The 13,358-nt window shown below is 67.8% G+C and carries 14 protein-coding genes; 5 read left to right on the forward strand and 9 right to left on the reverse strand.

Annotated elements, in window-relative coordinates; genetic code table 11:
- Positions 1–22: 22 nt before the first annotated feature.
- Together MRBLWO13_RS06710 and MRBLWO13_RS06715 are read right to left on the reverse strand one after the other, a co-directional pair.
- Entirely contained in the window at positions 23–661 is a 639-nt protein-coding gene (locus tag MRBLWO13_RS06710; protein ID WP_341977243.1) for a bifunctional 4-hydroxy-2-oxoglutarate aldolase/2-dehydro-3-deoxy-phosphogluconate aldolase, read from the reverse strand.
- Between the two features lie 65 nt (positions 662–726).
- Positions 727–1,299, reverse strand: coding sequence for a ribosomal protein L7/L12 (locus MRBLWO13_RS06715; RefSeq protein ID WP_341977245.1), 573 nt, complete (start codon positions 1,297–1,299; stop codon positions 727–729).
- A 70-nt stretch (positions 1,300–1,369) separates the two neighbouring features.
- Between MRBLWO13_RS06715 and rlmN the strand changes: the two genes are divergently transcribed.
- Positions 1,370–2,650: a 23S rRNA (adenine(2503)-C(2))-methyltransferase RlmN gene (rlmN, locus tag MRBLWO13_RS06720; protein ID WP_341977247.1), complete on the forward strand. Its 1,281-nt coding sequence runs from the start codon at positions 1,370–1,372 to the stop codon at positions 2,648–2,650.
- 28 nt (positions 2,651–2,678) lie between these two features.
- On the opposite strand, the gene MRBLWO13_RS06725 is transcribed toward rlmN, so the two are convergent.
- Genes MRBLWO13_RS06725 through MRBLWO13_RS06740 form a run of 4 tightly spaced genes read right to left on the reverse strand, consistent with a single transcriptional unit; the run spans position 2,679 to position 7,103 of the window.
- On the reverse strand, positions 2,679–3,569 hold the full coding sequence (locus tag MRBLWO13_RS06725) for a carbohydrate ABC transporter permease (RefSeq protein ID WP_341977250.1): 891 nt from the start codon (positions 3,567–3,569) through the stop codon (positions 2,679–2,681).
- Positions 3,566–4,513, reverse strand: a complete 948-nt coding sequence (locus MRBLWO13_RS06730) for a sugar ABC transporter permease (RefSeq protein ID WP_341977252.1) — start codon at positions 4,511–4,513, stop codon at positions 3,566–3,568. The genes MRBLWO13_RS06725 and MRBLWO13_RS06730 overlap by 4 nt, the downstream gene beginning before the upstream one ends.
- Before the next feature lie 4 nt (positions 4,514–4,517).
- Positions 4,518–5,831 carry a sugar ABC transporter substrate-binding protein gene (locus tag MRBLWO13_RS06735; protein WP_341977254.1) on the reverse strand — a complete coding sequence of 438 codons (1,314 nt, stop codon included), beginning with the start codon at positions 5,829–5,831 and terminating at the stop codon, positions 4,518–4,520.
- 33 nt (positions 5,832–5,864) lie between these two features.
- A complete protein-coding gene (locus MRBLWO13_RS06740; protein WP_341977256.1) occupies positions 5,865–7,103 on the reverse strand; it encodes an aminotransferase class V-fold PLP-dependent enzyme in 1,239 nt (412 codons plus the stop codon).
- Positions 7,104–7,268: 165 nt separating this feature from the next.
- Here MRBLWO13_RS06740 and MRBLWO13_RS06745 point away from each other — a divergent pair, with 165 nt between their 5' ends.
- Positions 7,269–7,991 carry a FadR/GntR family transcriptional regulator gene (locus tag MRBLWO13_RS06745; protein WP_341977258.1) on the forward strand — a complete coding sequence of 241 codons (723 nt, stop codon included), beginning with the start codon at positions 7,269–7,271 and terminating at the stop codon, positions 7,989–7,991.
- Here MRBLWO13_RS06745 and MRBLWO13_RS06750 read toward each other — a convergent pair.
- Entirely contained in the window at positions 7,934–8,617 is a 684-nt protein-coding gene (locus MRBLWO13_RS06750) for an NAD(P)H-dependent oxidoreductase (protein WP_341977260.1), read from the reverse strand. The genes MRBLWO13_RS06745 and MRBLWO13_RS06750 overlap by 58 nt on opposite strands.
- A 64-nt stretch (positions 8,618–8,681) precedes the next feature.
- On the opposite strand from MRBLWO13_RS06750, the gene MRBLWO13_RS06755 reads away from it, so the two are divergent.
- A complete protein-coding gene (locus MRBLWO13_RS06755; protein ID WP_341977262.1) occupies positions 8,682–9,251 on the forward strand; it encodes a TetR/AcrR family transcriptional regulator in 570 nt (189 codons plus the stop codon).
- A gap of 21 nt (positions 9,252–9,272) precedes the next feature.
- Here MRBLWO13_RS06755 and MRBLWO13_RS06760 read toward each other — a convergent pair whose 3' ends face one another.
- Positions 9,273–9,743, reverse strand: coding sequence for a histidine phosphatase family protein (locus MRBLWO13_RS06760; RefSeq protein WP_341977264.1), 471 nt, complete (start codon positions 9,741–9,743; stop codon positions 9,273–9,275).
- A gap of 104 nt (positions 9,744–9,847) precedes the next feature.
- Here MRBLWO13_RS06760 and MRBLWO13_RS06765 point away from each other — a divergent pair, with 104 nt between their 5' ends.
- Positions 9,848–11,413 (forward strand): DUF4407 domain-containing protein, encoded by a 1,566-nt coding sequence (locus tag MRBLWO13_RS06765; protein WP_341977266.1) that lies wholly within the window; start codon positions 9,848–9,850, stop codon positions 11,411–11,413.
- On the opposite strand, the gene MRBLWO13_RS06770 is transcribed toward MRBLWO13_RS06765, so the two are convergent.
- On the reverse strand, positions 11,401–11,793 hold the full coding sequence (locus MRBLWO13_RS06770; RefSeq protein ID WP_341977268.1) for a hypothetical protein: 393 nt from the start codon (positions 11,791–11,793) through the stop codon (positions 11,401–11,403). The genes MRBLWO13_RS06765 and MRBLWO13_RS06770 overlap by 13 nt on opposite strands.
- 46 nt (positions 11,794–11,839) lie before the next feature.
- Here MRBLWO13_RS06770 and MRBLWO13_RS06775 point away from each other — a divergent pair, with 46 nt between their 5' ends.
- Positions 11,840–13,321 (forward strand): PLP-dependent aminotransferase family protein, encoded by a 1,482-nt coding sequence (locus MRBLWO13_RS06775; protein WP_341977270.1) that lies wholly within the window; start codon positions 11,840–11,842, stop codon positions 13,319–13,321.
- The last annotated feature ends 37 nt before the right edge of the window (positions 13,322–13,358 follow it).

Genomic DNA, 13,358 nt, shown 5'->3' on the forward strand with positions numbered 1-13,358 from the left:
CGCGCCCGGGCCCGTGTGATGCTCAGCCCCGGACAGCCGCGAGGGAGGCCGCGAAGCGTGCCGAACGCTGCTCGATATCGGCCCAGTCGGATGCGGCGATCGACGCACCGTTCGCGAGGTCGCCGCCGGCGCCGACCGCGACAACGCCGACCGCGAACCAGGCGGCGAGATTGTCGGGGGTGACCCCACCGGTCGGCATGAGCGGAGCATCCGGGAACGGTCCGCGCAGCGACCCGAGGTAGGAGGGACCGCCGAGCGACGCCGGGAAGATCTTGACGACATCGACGCCCAGTGCGAGCGCCGTCATCACCTCGGTCGGCGTCATGGCGCCGGTCATCACTGCGCGTCCGGTGTCGAGCATCGCGCGGGTGAGGTCGGGGAGGGTGCCCGGGCTGACGAGGAACTCCGCACCGGCCTCTGCGGCCAGGGTCGCCTGCTCGGGAGTGGTGACGGTGCCGGCGCCGATGTAGGCGGATTCGCCGTGTCGAGCGATGAGCTCACGGATCACGGCCGGAGCATCGGGCGTGGAGAAGGTCACCTCGATCCCGGTGACGCCGCCCCGGATGATCGCCTCGGATGCCTCCAGTGCGAGTTCGGGGGTGGAGGCGCGGAGCACGGCGAGGACCCCGGTGCTGCGGGCGCGGTCGAGGCGGTCGGACATGTGTCTCCTTCGGGAACGGACGTCAGCCCATTCTCTCCGCGCTGGCGCCCGATCGCGAGCCGGAGTCAGCGCGAGCGGCCAGGAACCCAGGCCTCGACGATGTCCTTGGCCTCCTTGAGGCCCAGGCCGGTGTGCTCGCGCACCAACTTGATCGCGTGGATCTTCTGATTCCCGGCGATGAGTCTGTCGACATCGGCGACGACGGAAGCGGGAAGCGCGGACCGACCGGAACCGGACGAGTGCGGCGCGGCGTTCGACGAGTAGGCCGTCGGAATCGACGAACGCGTGGGGGAGGTGTTGGAGACGGCGGCGATGTGCGCAGCGGTGGTGCTGATCGACCAGTGATCGATCCGGTCCTTCGCCTCCTTGAGGCTGAGCTTCGCGTGGTCGCGGAGCACCTTGATCGCTTGGACCTTCTTGCCGGCCGCCATGAGTCGATCGATCTGCGCGATCACTTCGGGCGAGGTCCCCGCGGGGGTCGCGGTCTTCGGGCTCGCCGTCGACGACCTCATGACCGGTACCGGCGTGAACGTCTGCGCTTCCGGAATCTTCGGCCGCATTCCGCGGAGGGCGGCGGCGAGGATGGCGACGACGGCGATCAAGCCGACGACGATGCCGATGATCCAGAAGATCTCCATGGGCTCAGTCTAGAGAGACGGGCATCCGCGCCCCAGGTGCTTCTCATCCGACAACGCGTACCCTGGGAGAATGACCGAGAATCCCCGCGCGCGCGACACGCGACCAGCATCCGCGTCCCCGCAGGGCAAGGTCCGCTCCACGAAGCCCGCGCAGGTGCGCCCCGCGACAGAGGGCTGGACGCAGAAGAAGGATGCCGAGGGGCGTCCGCTCCTGCAGTTCGCCAGCCCGAAGCGTGGCAAGCCGCCGGTGCACCTGGCCGACCTCACCCCGGCGGAGCGCACCGAGAAGGTCAAGGAGCTCGGCCTTCCCGGGTTCCGCGCGAAGCAGCTCGCGACCCACTACTTCAAGCACTACACCTCCGACCCGGAGCAGATGACCGACCTGCCGGCCGACATCCGCGACCAGCTCGTCGCGGGGCTCCTGCCGCCGCTGCTCACCGAGGTGCGGCGCCTCGAGACCGACCGCGGAGACACGATCAAGTTCCTCTGGCGGCTGCACGACGGCGCGCTCGTCGAGTCCGTGCTGATGCGGTACCCCGGGCGCATCACGCTGTGCGTGTCGAGCCAGGCCGGATGCGGCATGAACTGCCCGTTCTGCGCCACAGGCCAGGCGGGGCTCACCCGCAACATGTCGGCGGCCGAGATCATCGAGCAGATCGTCCGCGCGAACCGCCTCATCGTCGAGGGCGGTCTCGGCGGCAAGAAGGCCGATGACCATTCGATGGAGCGGGTGAGCAACATCGTGTTCATGGGCATGGGGGAGCCGCTCGCCAACTACAACCGGGTGATGCATGCCGTGCGCACGATGGTCGCCGAGCAGCCCGACGGCCTCGGCATGAGCGCTCGCGGCATCACGGTATCGACCGTGGGACTCGTGCCGGCCATCAAGAAGCTCTCGGACGAAGGCATCCCGGTCACGTTCGCCCTGTCGCTGCACGCTCCGGATGACCACCTGCGCGATGAGCTCATCCCGGTGAACTCGAAGTGGAAGGTCGACGAGGCCCTCGACGCTGCACGCGAGTACTACGAGAAGACCGGCCGCCGGGTCTCGATCGAATACGCGCTGATCAAGGACATGAACGACCACGCCTGGCGCGCCGACCTCCTCGCGGAGAAGCTCAACGCCCGCGGTCGCGGCTGGGTGCACGTGAACCCGATCCCGCTGAACCCGACGCCCGGCTCGATCTGGACCTCGTCGACCCGCGACGTGCAGAACGAATTCGTGCGCCGCCTCAACGACGCCGGCATCCCGACGACCCTCCGCGACACCCGCGGCAAGGAGATCGACGGGGCCTGCGGCCAGCTCGTCGCGACCACAGAGGACGAAGCCGCCTCGGCGGCGATGGCCTGACTCGGCCCTCCCGCCGATGAAAGCGGGGCTACTCCTTGACCGCGCCGGCGGTCAGGCCCTGCACGATCCAGCGGCTGGCGACGGCGAACATCACCATCGTGGGCAGGATCGTCAGCACGGCGGCCGCTGACATCGAGCCCCAGTCGATGTTGAACGTCGAGATGAAGCCGTTCAGTGCCGACGGCACCGTGCGATTCGAGTCGGTGTTCATGAGCACCACCGACAGGAACAGCTCGTTCCAGCAGTTGACGAAGTTGAAGATGAACGCGGCGACGATGCCGGGCGTCATCACCGGGACGAGCACCCGGAACAGCGCTCCGATGCGCGAGCATCCGTCGATCATCGCGGCCTCTTCGAGCGCGTTCGGGACGTTCTCAAAGAACCCGCGCAGCATGACCGTCGAGAACGGGATGCAGACGGCGACGTAGACGAGGATGAGGCCGAACTTGCTGTCGACGAGACCGAGATCGCTCATCATCGAGTACAGCGGTCCGAGTGCGATGAACGTCGGGATCATCTGCGTGAGCAGGAACGCGATCAGCACCATTCCCTTGCCGCGGAACTCGAAGCGGGCGATCACGTAAGCGCCCAGCAGTGCGATGAGCGTGGAGGTGAGCCCTGCAGCCAGCGAGATCAATGCGGAGTTCGCGAGGAAGACGCCGAAGCTGCTGTTCTCGAACAGGCTCACGTAGTTGGCGAGCGAGGGTTCGCTGGGCCAGTACTCGATGGGGAACCGGCTGATCGTGGCCGGCGCCTTGAATGACGTCAGGGCGATCCAGTACAGCGGGAACAGGGTGAGGAGCAGCCAGAGCGCGAGCCCGGCCGCCTTCAGCACCCCGCCGATGGTGAGGCGTCGCTCGGTTCGAGGAGCCTTGGCGGCATCGGGCACCGTGATGCGCCTGGTCTGCGTGATGGTCATCGGTTCACCTTCCTCATGGTCATGAGGTAGAACGCGCAGAAGATGAACAGGAACGCCACGACGATCAGTCCGATCGCACTGGCGATGCCGTAGTTTCCCTGCTGGGTGTAGTTGATCATCCAGGTCGTGATGATGTGCGTCTGATTCGCGGGCCCGCCGCCGGTCATCGCGTAGATGATGTCGGGGAAGTTGAAGATCCAGATCACTCGCAGCAGGATCGTCAGGAGCAACGTCATCGAGATGTACGGGATGACGATCGAGAACAACTGCCGCACCCGCCCTGCGCCGTCCAGGCTCGCCGCCTCCAGCACCTCGTCCGGAACGGACTGGAGGGCGGCGAGGATCATGATCGCGAAGAACGTCACGCCGTACCAGATGTTCGCGATGATCACGGCGAACATCGCGAGCTTCGGATCAGCGAGCCAGGGCAGCGGGGCCTCGATGAGGCCCGCTTTCATGAGCAGGTCGTTGACGACCCCGAACTCGGCGTTGAACATCCAGCGGAACAGCATCCCGATCAGGAACCCCGACACGGCCCAGGGGAAGAAGATCAGCGCCTGATAGAGGCCGCGGAAGCGGAAGCGCTTGCGGAGGGCCAGCGCGATGAGGAAGCCGATCACGAACTGCGGCACGAGCGAGCCGACGACCCACAGCACCGTGTTCAGCGCGACCGTCGGGAACGCCGGGTCGCGGAAGATCGTCAGGAAGTTGTCGAAGCCGACGAAGGGAGTCGAGGTGAGGTCCCACAGGTTCCAGTCGTGGAACGCCATCCTCGCGCCCTGCAGCATCGGGTAATAGATGAACCAGCCGACGAACACGATCGCCGGGGCCAGGAACGCGAGGATCGTCCACGCATGACGGCCGCGGAACGGTCGTTTCCTCGCGCCGGGGGAGGCCCCGCCGGTCGAACCGGCGGGACCTCTCGTGTTCGTCGCCGTGCTCACCGGGTCAGCCCTTCTCCGCGGCGTACTTCTCGGTCCAGAACGTGTCCCACGAAGCCAGCAGCTCCTCATGGGTCATGTTTCCGAGCAGCACGCTCTGCACTTCCTGGTCGGCCTTCTGGATCCACTCGGTCCACCAGCTCACGCAGCGAGGCTGCTGCACGTTGACGTAGGTCTCCGGGTCCTCGGTCATCGTGACGTAGCTGGTCCACGGACCGGAGGAGTAGAAGTCGTCCTCGGCCGCGTCGGCGATGATCGGCACCAGGCTGTTGGCCTGGGCGAACTCGGTGGCGGGCTCCGCGGAGGAGAGGAACTCCACCAGCTTGACCGCCGCCTCCTTCTGGGTGCTCCCCTCGGCGACTCCCCAGCCGGCGACGGCCAGCGGCTGCGCCGCTTTGCCGGTCGGGCCGACCAGGAGCGGTGCGGTGTTCCACTGGTCGTCGGTCAACGAGGAGTCCTGAACGGTGGCGATGACTTCGGGGTCCTGCAGCAGGAACGCCGTCGTGCCGTTGGTGAACCCGGCGACCATCTCCGGGTAGCCCCACGACACGGCTGACGGCGGGGACGCCTTCTCGAACAGTGCGAAGTAGTCGGCCAGCGCGTCCTTCGCCTCGGGGGCGGCGAAGATCGTCGATCCGTCCTCGAGGAGGAACGCGTCATCGACATCGAGGTCGTCGATCACGTAGGCCTCGATCGCGGCGACGACGTTGCTGTTCGCGTTCGGACCGCCGCGGAAGGCGTAGCCGTAGATGTTGTTCGCCGGATCCTGGATCGCGGATGCCTGCTCGAGCAGTTCCTCCCAGCTGTGCGGCGGCTCATCGAAGCCCGCCTCCTTGATGAGGTCGGTGCGATAGAAGAGCGACAGGCCGTAGAAGCCGTAGGGGACGAAATAGCTCTTGCCGCCTCCCTCGGCAACCGCCTTCGCGTTGTCGGTGAGCGCATCCCAGCCGTCCCAGTCGGACAGGTCCTTGTTCATGTCGTACAGCCAGCCGTTGTTCGCGAAGGGCCCGACGGTGATGTCGCGCACTTCGAGCACATCGACGCCCTTGCCGGACTGCAGCATCTGCTGGATCTTCTGGTCGGCCTGTTCGGTGGGCGGCGAGATCAAGGAGACCTTGATCTTGGGGTTCTCCTCCTCGAACGTGTCGAGCAGCCCGCGGATGAGATCGGTGCGGGCCGGATTGGTCAGACTCTCGACCATCTGCAGGGTGACGGTGCCGTCGGCGGATTCGCCGTTCGACGATCCGCCGGTACAACCGGACAGGACGAGGGCGGCGACGGTGCCGATCCCCGCGGCCAGTGCCAAACGCTTGTGCTTCACGGTGTGCCTCGTTTCTTGATGGGGGTGGGTGGGTCAGAGCACGACGGAGTCCGGCGAACGTCGGATGCCGGCTCGCGCCAGGATGGCGGGAACGCAGCGTTCGACGAACGCTTCGAAGTCACCGATCTCGGTGTACAGATGCGTCGAGAGACGGAAGTAGCCGGTGCCTTCGAAACTGGTGAACGCCGTTTCGACACGCGTCTCGTCGAGCAGCTGCATCCTGAGCTCGTCGGCGTCCTCGCGTGTCGCGCCGAGGCCGTCCGGAAGGCGGATCAGCCGCATCGACGGGACGGGGGACGGCAGTGGCGTGAGCGCGCGCTGGCTCGTGTAGGGCTGCAGCGCCGCCGCGATGATCTCGGCACCCTGGTCGGCGAGGTCGGCCATCGTGCGACGGGTGGCATCCCAGCCGTACTCGCGCTCGATGAACTCGATCGCGGCCGGGGTGCTCAGATACGTCGTGGCGTCGATCGTGCCCTGTGTGTCGAATCGGTCCGGATACGGCTGCTCCGCAGCCCAGGAGTCGATGAGGGGCCAGAGGTCATCGCGATCGGACGCGGCCGTCACCAGCAGGGCCGAACCGCGCGGCGCACACGGCCACTTGTGCATGTTCCCGAACCACCAGTCGCCTCCGCCGACTGCCGATGCATCGGGGACCAGCCCCGGTGCGTGCGCCCCGTCGACGAGGGTGCGCACTCCGCGCTCTGCAGCCGCGTCCGCCACACGACGTGTCGGGAGCATCCGGGCGGTCGGCGAGGTGATCTGATCGATCACGATGAGTCGGGTGCGTGCAGAGAGCGCGGAGAGGAAGATGCTGACGACCTCATCGTCCGTGGCGTGCAGCGGCAGGTTCACCGTGCGAACGCGCGCTCCGAAGCGTCGGGCGAGACGCGCCGCGCCCATCGTGACGGCACCGTACCCGTGGTTGGTGACGAGGATCTCGTCGCCGGGCTCGAGGCGGAGGCTGTTGTAGACGACGGTCGCTGCGGCGGAGGCGTTCGGGACGAAGGCGCTCGCTTCTGCGCTCGCCCCGACGAACGGCGCGGTCTGCTCCCGCGCCTGGCGGACGAGGTCACCCAGTCGCGGATACCAGGCGACCGGGCTGAGGTCGGCCTGCCGCCGCAGCTCCTCCTGAACGGTGATGACCTCGGTCGGCACCGCGCCGAACGATCCGTGATTGAGGTGGATCACCTCGGGGTCCAGCGGCCAGGCATCGCGGGCCGGTCCGCCGGATGCGAAACGCACCGGGGCAGTCGCGATCTCGGGCTGTGCCATGCATCCTCACAATGTCGTGAACCAAGTTGTTGCACAACCTTGCCATGAAGTCGCCGTATTCGCCACCCAGAACGAGAAAATCACGAAAGTCGTTATACAACTCGCGATGCGGCGCTGATCGTGACCGCCATCCGGCCGTGGCACAATTGCTGAGAAGGAGGGCCAATGACTGCGCTCGACACTGCTCTGCACGGACTGCGGGCCCTCATCGCCGACGGCACGCTGCGCCCGGGTGATCGCCTGCCGAGCGAAGGAGATCTCTGCGAGCAGCTCGGCGTCTCTCGTGGCTCTCTGCGTGAGGCGATCAGGATGCTCGCAGCCCTTGGTGTTCTCGACACCCGTCATGGGTCGGGAAGCTACGTCAGCGAGCTGCACGCCGCTGACCTCATCACCGTGCTGTCGCTGACGGTCGGCCTGTTGCCGATGGACGGCGTACTCGAGCTGATCGAGCTCCGACGCGCCTTGGAGTCGCACTCCGCGGCGCTGGCGGCGGCGCGGGTGAATCCGCAGATCATCGGTGAGCTCGACGCCCTGCTCGGGAAGATCGAGTCGAGCTCGGACTTCGATGAGCACTCAGAGCTCGACCACGCCTTCCATATGACGATCGCCGCCATGGCCGGCAATGATGCACTGACCAGTCTGGTCGATGTGCTCCGCTCGCGGTCTCGAGAGTTCCGCATCGCCGACCCCGTCGATGCCGCCCAGCTCAAGCTCCACTCCGACGCCGGTCACCGCGCCATTCTGCGGGGGCTCGAAGCGCGAGACCCGGTGGCCGCCTCTGCAGCGGCGGCCGCCCACGTCGCGCAGACCGAGTACTGGCTCCGTCAGCTTCAGCCGAGCACCAGCGATGCGGCCGACGAGGGAACCGGCTCGACGGCGCCCGCCTGATCGCGAACCGATGCGGCAGGCGTCGGGACGCCGGACCGACCGGCGTCTGAATCGGAGTGATCGCGTCGGGCATCAGCCGCTCCCAGCTGCTCTGCACGCGTGAGCCAGCGAGCGATCTTCGCCTCGTCGGCACCCTTGACGCCGAGCATCCGATGCGTGCGGACGGAGCGGATGCCGCACAGGCGCATGGTGTTGCGGGCGACCTGCGTCTGCGCAGGCAGGCCGGTGAATGGCGCCGCGTACCAGGGGGTGTCGGCGAGCAGGAGCAGTCGACCGCGCCGAGCGGGGAGCAGCCCCTGGGGCAGGCCGAGACTCGTGTAGCGGTACTCCTGCTGCGGAAGCAGTGCGCGGTCGAAGAAACCTTTGAGCACTGCCGGAACCGAGCCCCACCAGAGCGGGGTCGCGATCACGATCGTCTTCGCCGCCTGCAGGGCGAGCTTGGCATCGGCGAGGTCGTCTTCGAGCGGCATCCGCTCGCGATAGCCGAACCGCAGATGCGGGTCGAAGTCGAGGTCGCGCAGCGCGAGCACGCGGGCATCGCCGTGCGCCGCGGCGTAGCGACGGGCGAGTTCTGCGGTGAGGGAACGTGCGTCAGGGTGGCCGTCGATGACGAGTGCGGTTGCCATGATTTCTCCGATCTGGACAGTGTCAACTTGCTGGACAGTGTCAACATAGGAGAGAATGTTGCTCGTGTCAAGTTCTCGATCCGGCTATCACCACGGCGATCTCGCGCATGCGCTGGAGGCCGCGGCGATGCAGCTGCTCGCCGAGAAACCCGCCCAGGAGATCAGCCTTCGAGAGGTGGCACGGGCCGCAGACGTGAGTCACAACGCCCCGTATCATCACTTCGCCGACCGGCGAGGGCTGCTGAAGGTTCTCGCCGAGCGCAGCATGGCGGACCTCGTCGATGTCGTGCGCACGGCGATCGCGGATGCCGCCGACCCGGTCGCTGCGCTGGTCGACGGCGGCGCCGCGTACCTGCGTTTCGCGGTGGAGCATCCGCACGGCTTCGACGTCATCTACGACCCCACGGTGTGCGTCCCCGGTGAGCCCAGCGAGACCATGGCTCCACTGATCGCCGAGCTCGAACAGGTCTTGGGATCGGCAGCCGTCGCCGCCGGTCTCCCCGACGCGCAGGATGCGTTGGGCGTCTGGGGGCTCGTGCACGGCCTCGGTCTGCTGTGCGGGGCCGGGCATCTCCCTTTGGATGCGGCGCTGCTGGTCAGCGACTCGACGCTGCGGCGGATGCTGCGGGGGTGATGCCCGCACCCCCTGGTGCGCTCAGGGCGTGTGGATCCTCAGCAGCCGTCCGCTGCCCTCGATGAGTTCGCTCCAGGATCCGACGTCGACAGCGCATTCCGCGACGGCGCAGGTCGGCAACTGCACGAACTCGCCGGTGAGCTCGGCCACGGCGTCGCTCATGCCGGGGTTGTGGCCGACGAGCATGGCGACGCTGCTCTGCTCGGGAAGGGCTGCCGCGATCGCAAGGATCGAACGGGCGGATGCCGCGTACAACTGCGCCTCCTCGACCACCGTGATGCCGAACGCCGCGGCGTACTCGTCGGCGGTGCTCCGGGCGCGCGTCGCAGTGCTCGAGACGATGTGATCGACGCCGACTCCGTCGTCCGTGAGGCGCCGCGCCATCGCAGGGGCATCGCGACGCCCTCGAGTGTTGAGCGGCCGATCATGGTCGGAGAGGTGCGGAAAAGCCCAGTCCGACTTCGCGTGGCGGGCCAGCAGCAGGGTCTTCATGGGACAAGCCTGGCATCGGCGGAGCGCATGCGCATCCCCAACCTGTGAGCCGCTCGCAGGGATCTTCCGGGGTTCGCCCAGGCGTGGGTTCTTACTCTCGAAGGATGGCTTATTCCGCGCATCGCCCCGGCCAGATGGATTCGCAGGGGCGGATCACCTTCGAATCCGGCGCCCCCGACGGCACGGTTTCCGACGAGGACCTCAACTTCCTGCGCAGTTTCGAACCCACCGGTAGCGACTCCCCGACGACTCCGGTGCCGGATGCTCCCGACACCACCACGCGCCCGACAGCCGTGATCGACCCGGCCGATGTGCCAGCGTCTGCAGCGCCGGCGCCCGCTCCGAGGCCGCCGCGCGCACCCCGCCAGAAGCGTGTGAAGAAGACTCGGGTGGCCCGTACCCTCGCGATCCTCGGCGGTGCCGAGGGCGAGATCCTCGACAAGGTGCCCGGCGAGACCCCGCGCTTCGTGCAGATGTTCTTCGTGCTCGCGGGCACCGCGCTGGTCTCGGCGATCTCGATGCTGTTCGCCCTGACCACTGGCGTGCAGGCAGCGATCTGGCTGGCCGTGCCGCTCGCGATGGTCTGGGCGCTCATCATCTTCAACCTGGACCGCTTCCTCACGTCGACCATGACCTCGACCAGGAACGTCTGGAAGCTCATCGGCCTCGCCATTCCGCGCGTCATCATGGCGGCGATCATCGGCTTCGTCGTGGCCGAGCCGCTCGTGCTGCAGGTGTTCCACAATGACATCGCGCGTGAGGTGGCATCGACCAACATCACCCAGTCGCAGTCCGACCAGGATGCGCTGGAGAGCGGGCCCGAGAAGAAGGCGCTGGACGAGGCATCCGCCCGTCTCGCCGAACTCGAGAACCAGGCGGCGACGGGTATCGTCGCCGGCACCGGGTCGGCCTCGGCGAGCGAGTCGGCGGCGCAGGCGACCGTCGACGACCTGACCGCGAAGATGACGACCCAGCAGGGTGTCATCGATCAGGCACGTGCGCTCTACCAGTGCGAGCTCACCGGGGAAGGCGTGGGCACAGTGCCCGGCTGCACCGGCGTGAACGGCGAGGGCGCGAGCTCCGACGCCGCGCAGGCGCAGCTCGCGCAGACGCAGCAGACCTACGACGCGCTCGCGGAGCAGCTGCGGGTCGCGAACGAGGAGCTCGCCGCCGCCGGCAGCGCCGCGAAGGAGAACACCTCGGCCTCGGAGTCGCAGAACCGCCAGCAGGCGAACGACCAGCTGCCGGCCGCTCAGGAGTCGTACGATCAGGCGCTCGCCGCATACAACGGCAGAGCGGATGCCGTGGCGCAGGGCAACGCGGGAGCGATCGGCCTGCTCAGCCAGATCAGCGGCCTGAACAGGCTCTCCGAGAAGGAGCCGACGATCCTGTGGGCGCACCTCCTGATCGCGGCGCTGTTCTTCATGATCGAGCTGTTGCCCGTGCTGGTGAAGGTTCTCACCTCGTACGGAGAGCCGACGCTGTACGAGAAGGCGGCGGCGATCCGCAAGCAGGTCGCCCTCGACCGGGTGACCGCTGAGGGCTTCCGCGATCGGGCCGAGATCGTCGCATCCGGGGCGAGCGCGACGGATGCTGCGGTCTCGGTTGCGGAGCCCGTTGAGCCCGTTGAGCCGGCCGCCACGCGTCGAGTTCCTGTTCAGGCCACCTGAGCGTTGCGTTCCGTGCGCTGAGGCGTTCGCTTCGCTCGGCCGAATGCGCTTGCCTCGGCCGGATTCGCGGAGAGCGGCCGAGGCAAGCGCACTTCGCCGAGGCGGGCGTCCGGCGCGAGGGGCGACGGGTCGGTGCGGCCGCGCTGGGCGAGGCTACTGATCCGGATCCTGCGGAGCGCGGGGGTCGTGCGCGCTGCGTCGGCGATCGAGCGGATCAGTGCGACGGTCGAGGGGGTCGCGCTCCAGGGTGCGCCCGTGAGCGCAGCCTCGATCACGGCAAGGGGATGCCGGAGGGCGTCATCGTGCTGACGGGAGTCGTCGCTGAGCCAGTCGAGCAACTGGGCAATGGTCCATTCCGAGTCGATTGGATCAAGAAGCATCCCTGTTCTGGTGGTCATCGTGTCCATTGGTCCAGAATCGGATGTCATGAGCGTTGAAGACAGGGCCAATGGTCGGCCAGTGGACCAGCAATCGGCCACCGGTGTGCCGCTGGTGCGTGCCGGCGAGGTGTCGTCCGACCAACTCTCGGCTCGGCTCGGCCGTTGGACGCATGGCGACGGCACACTCGCGGCCCGCCTCTCGCGAGGAATCGCCGCGTTGATCGCGAGCGGCGAGCTGCGACCCGGTGACCGCCTGCCAGCCGAACGCGCGCTCGCGGCGGCGGGTTCGGTCTCGCGGGGCACCGTCGTCTCGGCCTATGCCGATCTCGCCGAGCGAGGACTCGTCGAGCGGCGGCAGGGGAGCGGCACCCGGATCGCCGGTGTCGCGGCATCCGCGGCTCTCGTTCAGCGCCCCGGCCGTGGTGAGGTGCTGTTCTCCGCCCTGCCCAACTCGATCGATCTGCTCCGCACCGTGCCGCGGATTCCCGATCTGGGCGTCCAGCTGATCCGCGATCATCAGCCACGGCTCGATCTCGCCCTGCTGCCGGAGACCGACCCGGCCGGCCTCCCCGCGCTGCGCGAGCAGATCGCCGCGCTGTTCTCGGCGGAGGGCACGCCGACGACGCCGGAGCAGATCCTGGTGACCCACGGCGCGCAGCAGGCGATCAGTCTCGTCGTCAATGCCCTCGTCGGGCCCGGTGACGTGGTGCTCGCCGAGGAGGTGACCTGGCCTGGTGTCACCGACTCGGTGGGTCTGCGGGGCGGCACGGTATACGGCATTCCGATGGGCGACGACGGCCTCGACGTCGATGCGCTCGAGGTCGCGATGTCCCGGATGCGGCCGGTGCTCGTCGCGATCAATCCGCATCACCACAACCCGACCGGAACGCGATTGCCGGCAGCCGCCCGTTACCGCGTCGCCGAGCTCGCCGCGCAGTACGGCGTGCCCATCATCGAAGACCGCGTCGTCGCCGACATCTCGTTCGACGGAGTCGTACCCCCGTCACTCGCCGCCGAGAGGGCGGATGCTCCCGTCATCGTCGCGGAGTCGGTATCGAAGTGGGCATGGGCCGGTCTTCGGATCGGCTGGCTGCGCGCCGATCCGGTCCTCGTGCGACGCCTGCGCGGAGCCCGGCAGCTCGCCGACCAGTCCACAAGCGTCCCGGGGCAGCTCCTCGCGCTCGATCTTCTCGCGCATGCAGACGAACTGCGCCGGGACACGAGTCGCACCCATCACAGGAGACTGGGCCTCCTGCAGGAGCTGATGGCTGAGCACCTGCCGGACTGGACCTACGTTCCGCCGCGCGGTGGGCTGTCGCTCTGGGCGGCGCTTCCGATCGGGTCTGCCGATGCGCTCGCGCGGGTCGCCGCCATGCACGGAGTTTCTGTCGCCGGGAGCGCGTCGTTCGCAGCGTCGGTTTCGCCGGACGATCACATCCGCCTTCCGTTCACTGCTCCAGACGAGGTTCTGACCGAGGGGATCCGGCGCCTCGGTGCGGCATGGCGGGAGTACCGGGGCAGTCTCTGAGACCGGTCACGGAAAATCAGCCCCGCTGTCGGTTCCG

Source organism: Microbacterium sp. LWO13-1.2 (assembly GCF_038397725.1).
Taxonomy (GTDB): Bacteria; Actinomycetota; Actinomycetes; order Actinomycetales; family Microbacteriaceae; genus Microbacterium.

What these genes read in the sequence shown, in the direction of transcription:
- rlmN (WP_341977247.1), top strand. Translation starts at nt 1,370, where the DNA reads ATGACCGAGAATCCCCGCGCGCGCGACACGCGACCAGCATCCGCGTCC.
- MRBLWO13_RS06740 (WP_341977256.1), bottom strand. Translation starts at nt 7,103, where the DNA reads ATGGCACAGCCCGAGATCGCGACTGCCCCGGTGCGTTTCGCATCCGGC.
- MRBLWO13_RS06710 (WP_341977243.1), bottom strand. Translation starts at nt 661, where the DNA reads ATGTCCGACCGCCTCGACCGCGCCCGCAGCACCGGGGTCCTCGCCGTG.
- MRBLWO13_RS06770 (WP_341977268.1), bottom strand. Translation starts at nt 11,793, where the DNA reads ATGCTTCTTGATCCAATCGACTCGGAATGGACCATTGCCCAGTTGCTC.
- MRBLWO13_RS06775 (WP_341977270.1), top strand. Translation starts at nt 11,840, where the DNA reads ATGAGCGTTGAAGACAGGGCCAATGGTCGGCCAGTGGACCAGCAATCG.
- MRBLWO13_RS06725 (WP_341977250.1), bottom strand. Translation starts at nt 3,569, where the DNA reads ATGACCATCACGCAGACCAGGCGCATCACGGTGCCCGATGCCGCCAAG.
- MRBLWO13_RS06750 (WP_341977260.1), bottom strand. Translation starts at nt 8,617, where the DNA reads ATGGCAACCGCACTCGTCATCGACGGCCACCCTGACGCACGTTCCCTC.
- MRBLWO13_RS06765 (WP_341977266.1), top strand. Translation starts at nt 9,848, where the DNA reads ATGGCTTATTCCGCGCATCGCCCCGGCCAGATGGATTCGCAGGGGCGG.
- MRBLWO13_RS06745 (WP_341977258.1), top strand. Translation starts at nt 7,269, where the DNA reads ATGACTGCGCTCGACACTGCTCTGCACGGACTGCGGGCCCTCATCGCC.
- MRBLWO13_RS06760 (WP_341977264.1), bottom strand. Translation starts at nt 9,743, where the DNA reads ATGAAGACCCTGCTGCTGGCCCGCCACGCGAAGTCGGACTGGGCTTTT.
- MRBLWO13_RS06715 (WP_341977245.1), bottom strand. Translation starts at nt 1,299, where the DNA reads ATGGAGATCTTCTGGATCATCGGCATCGTCGTCGGCTTGATCGCCGTC.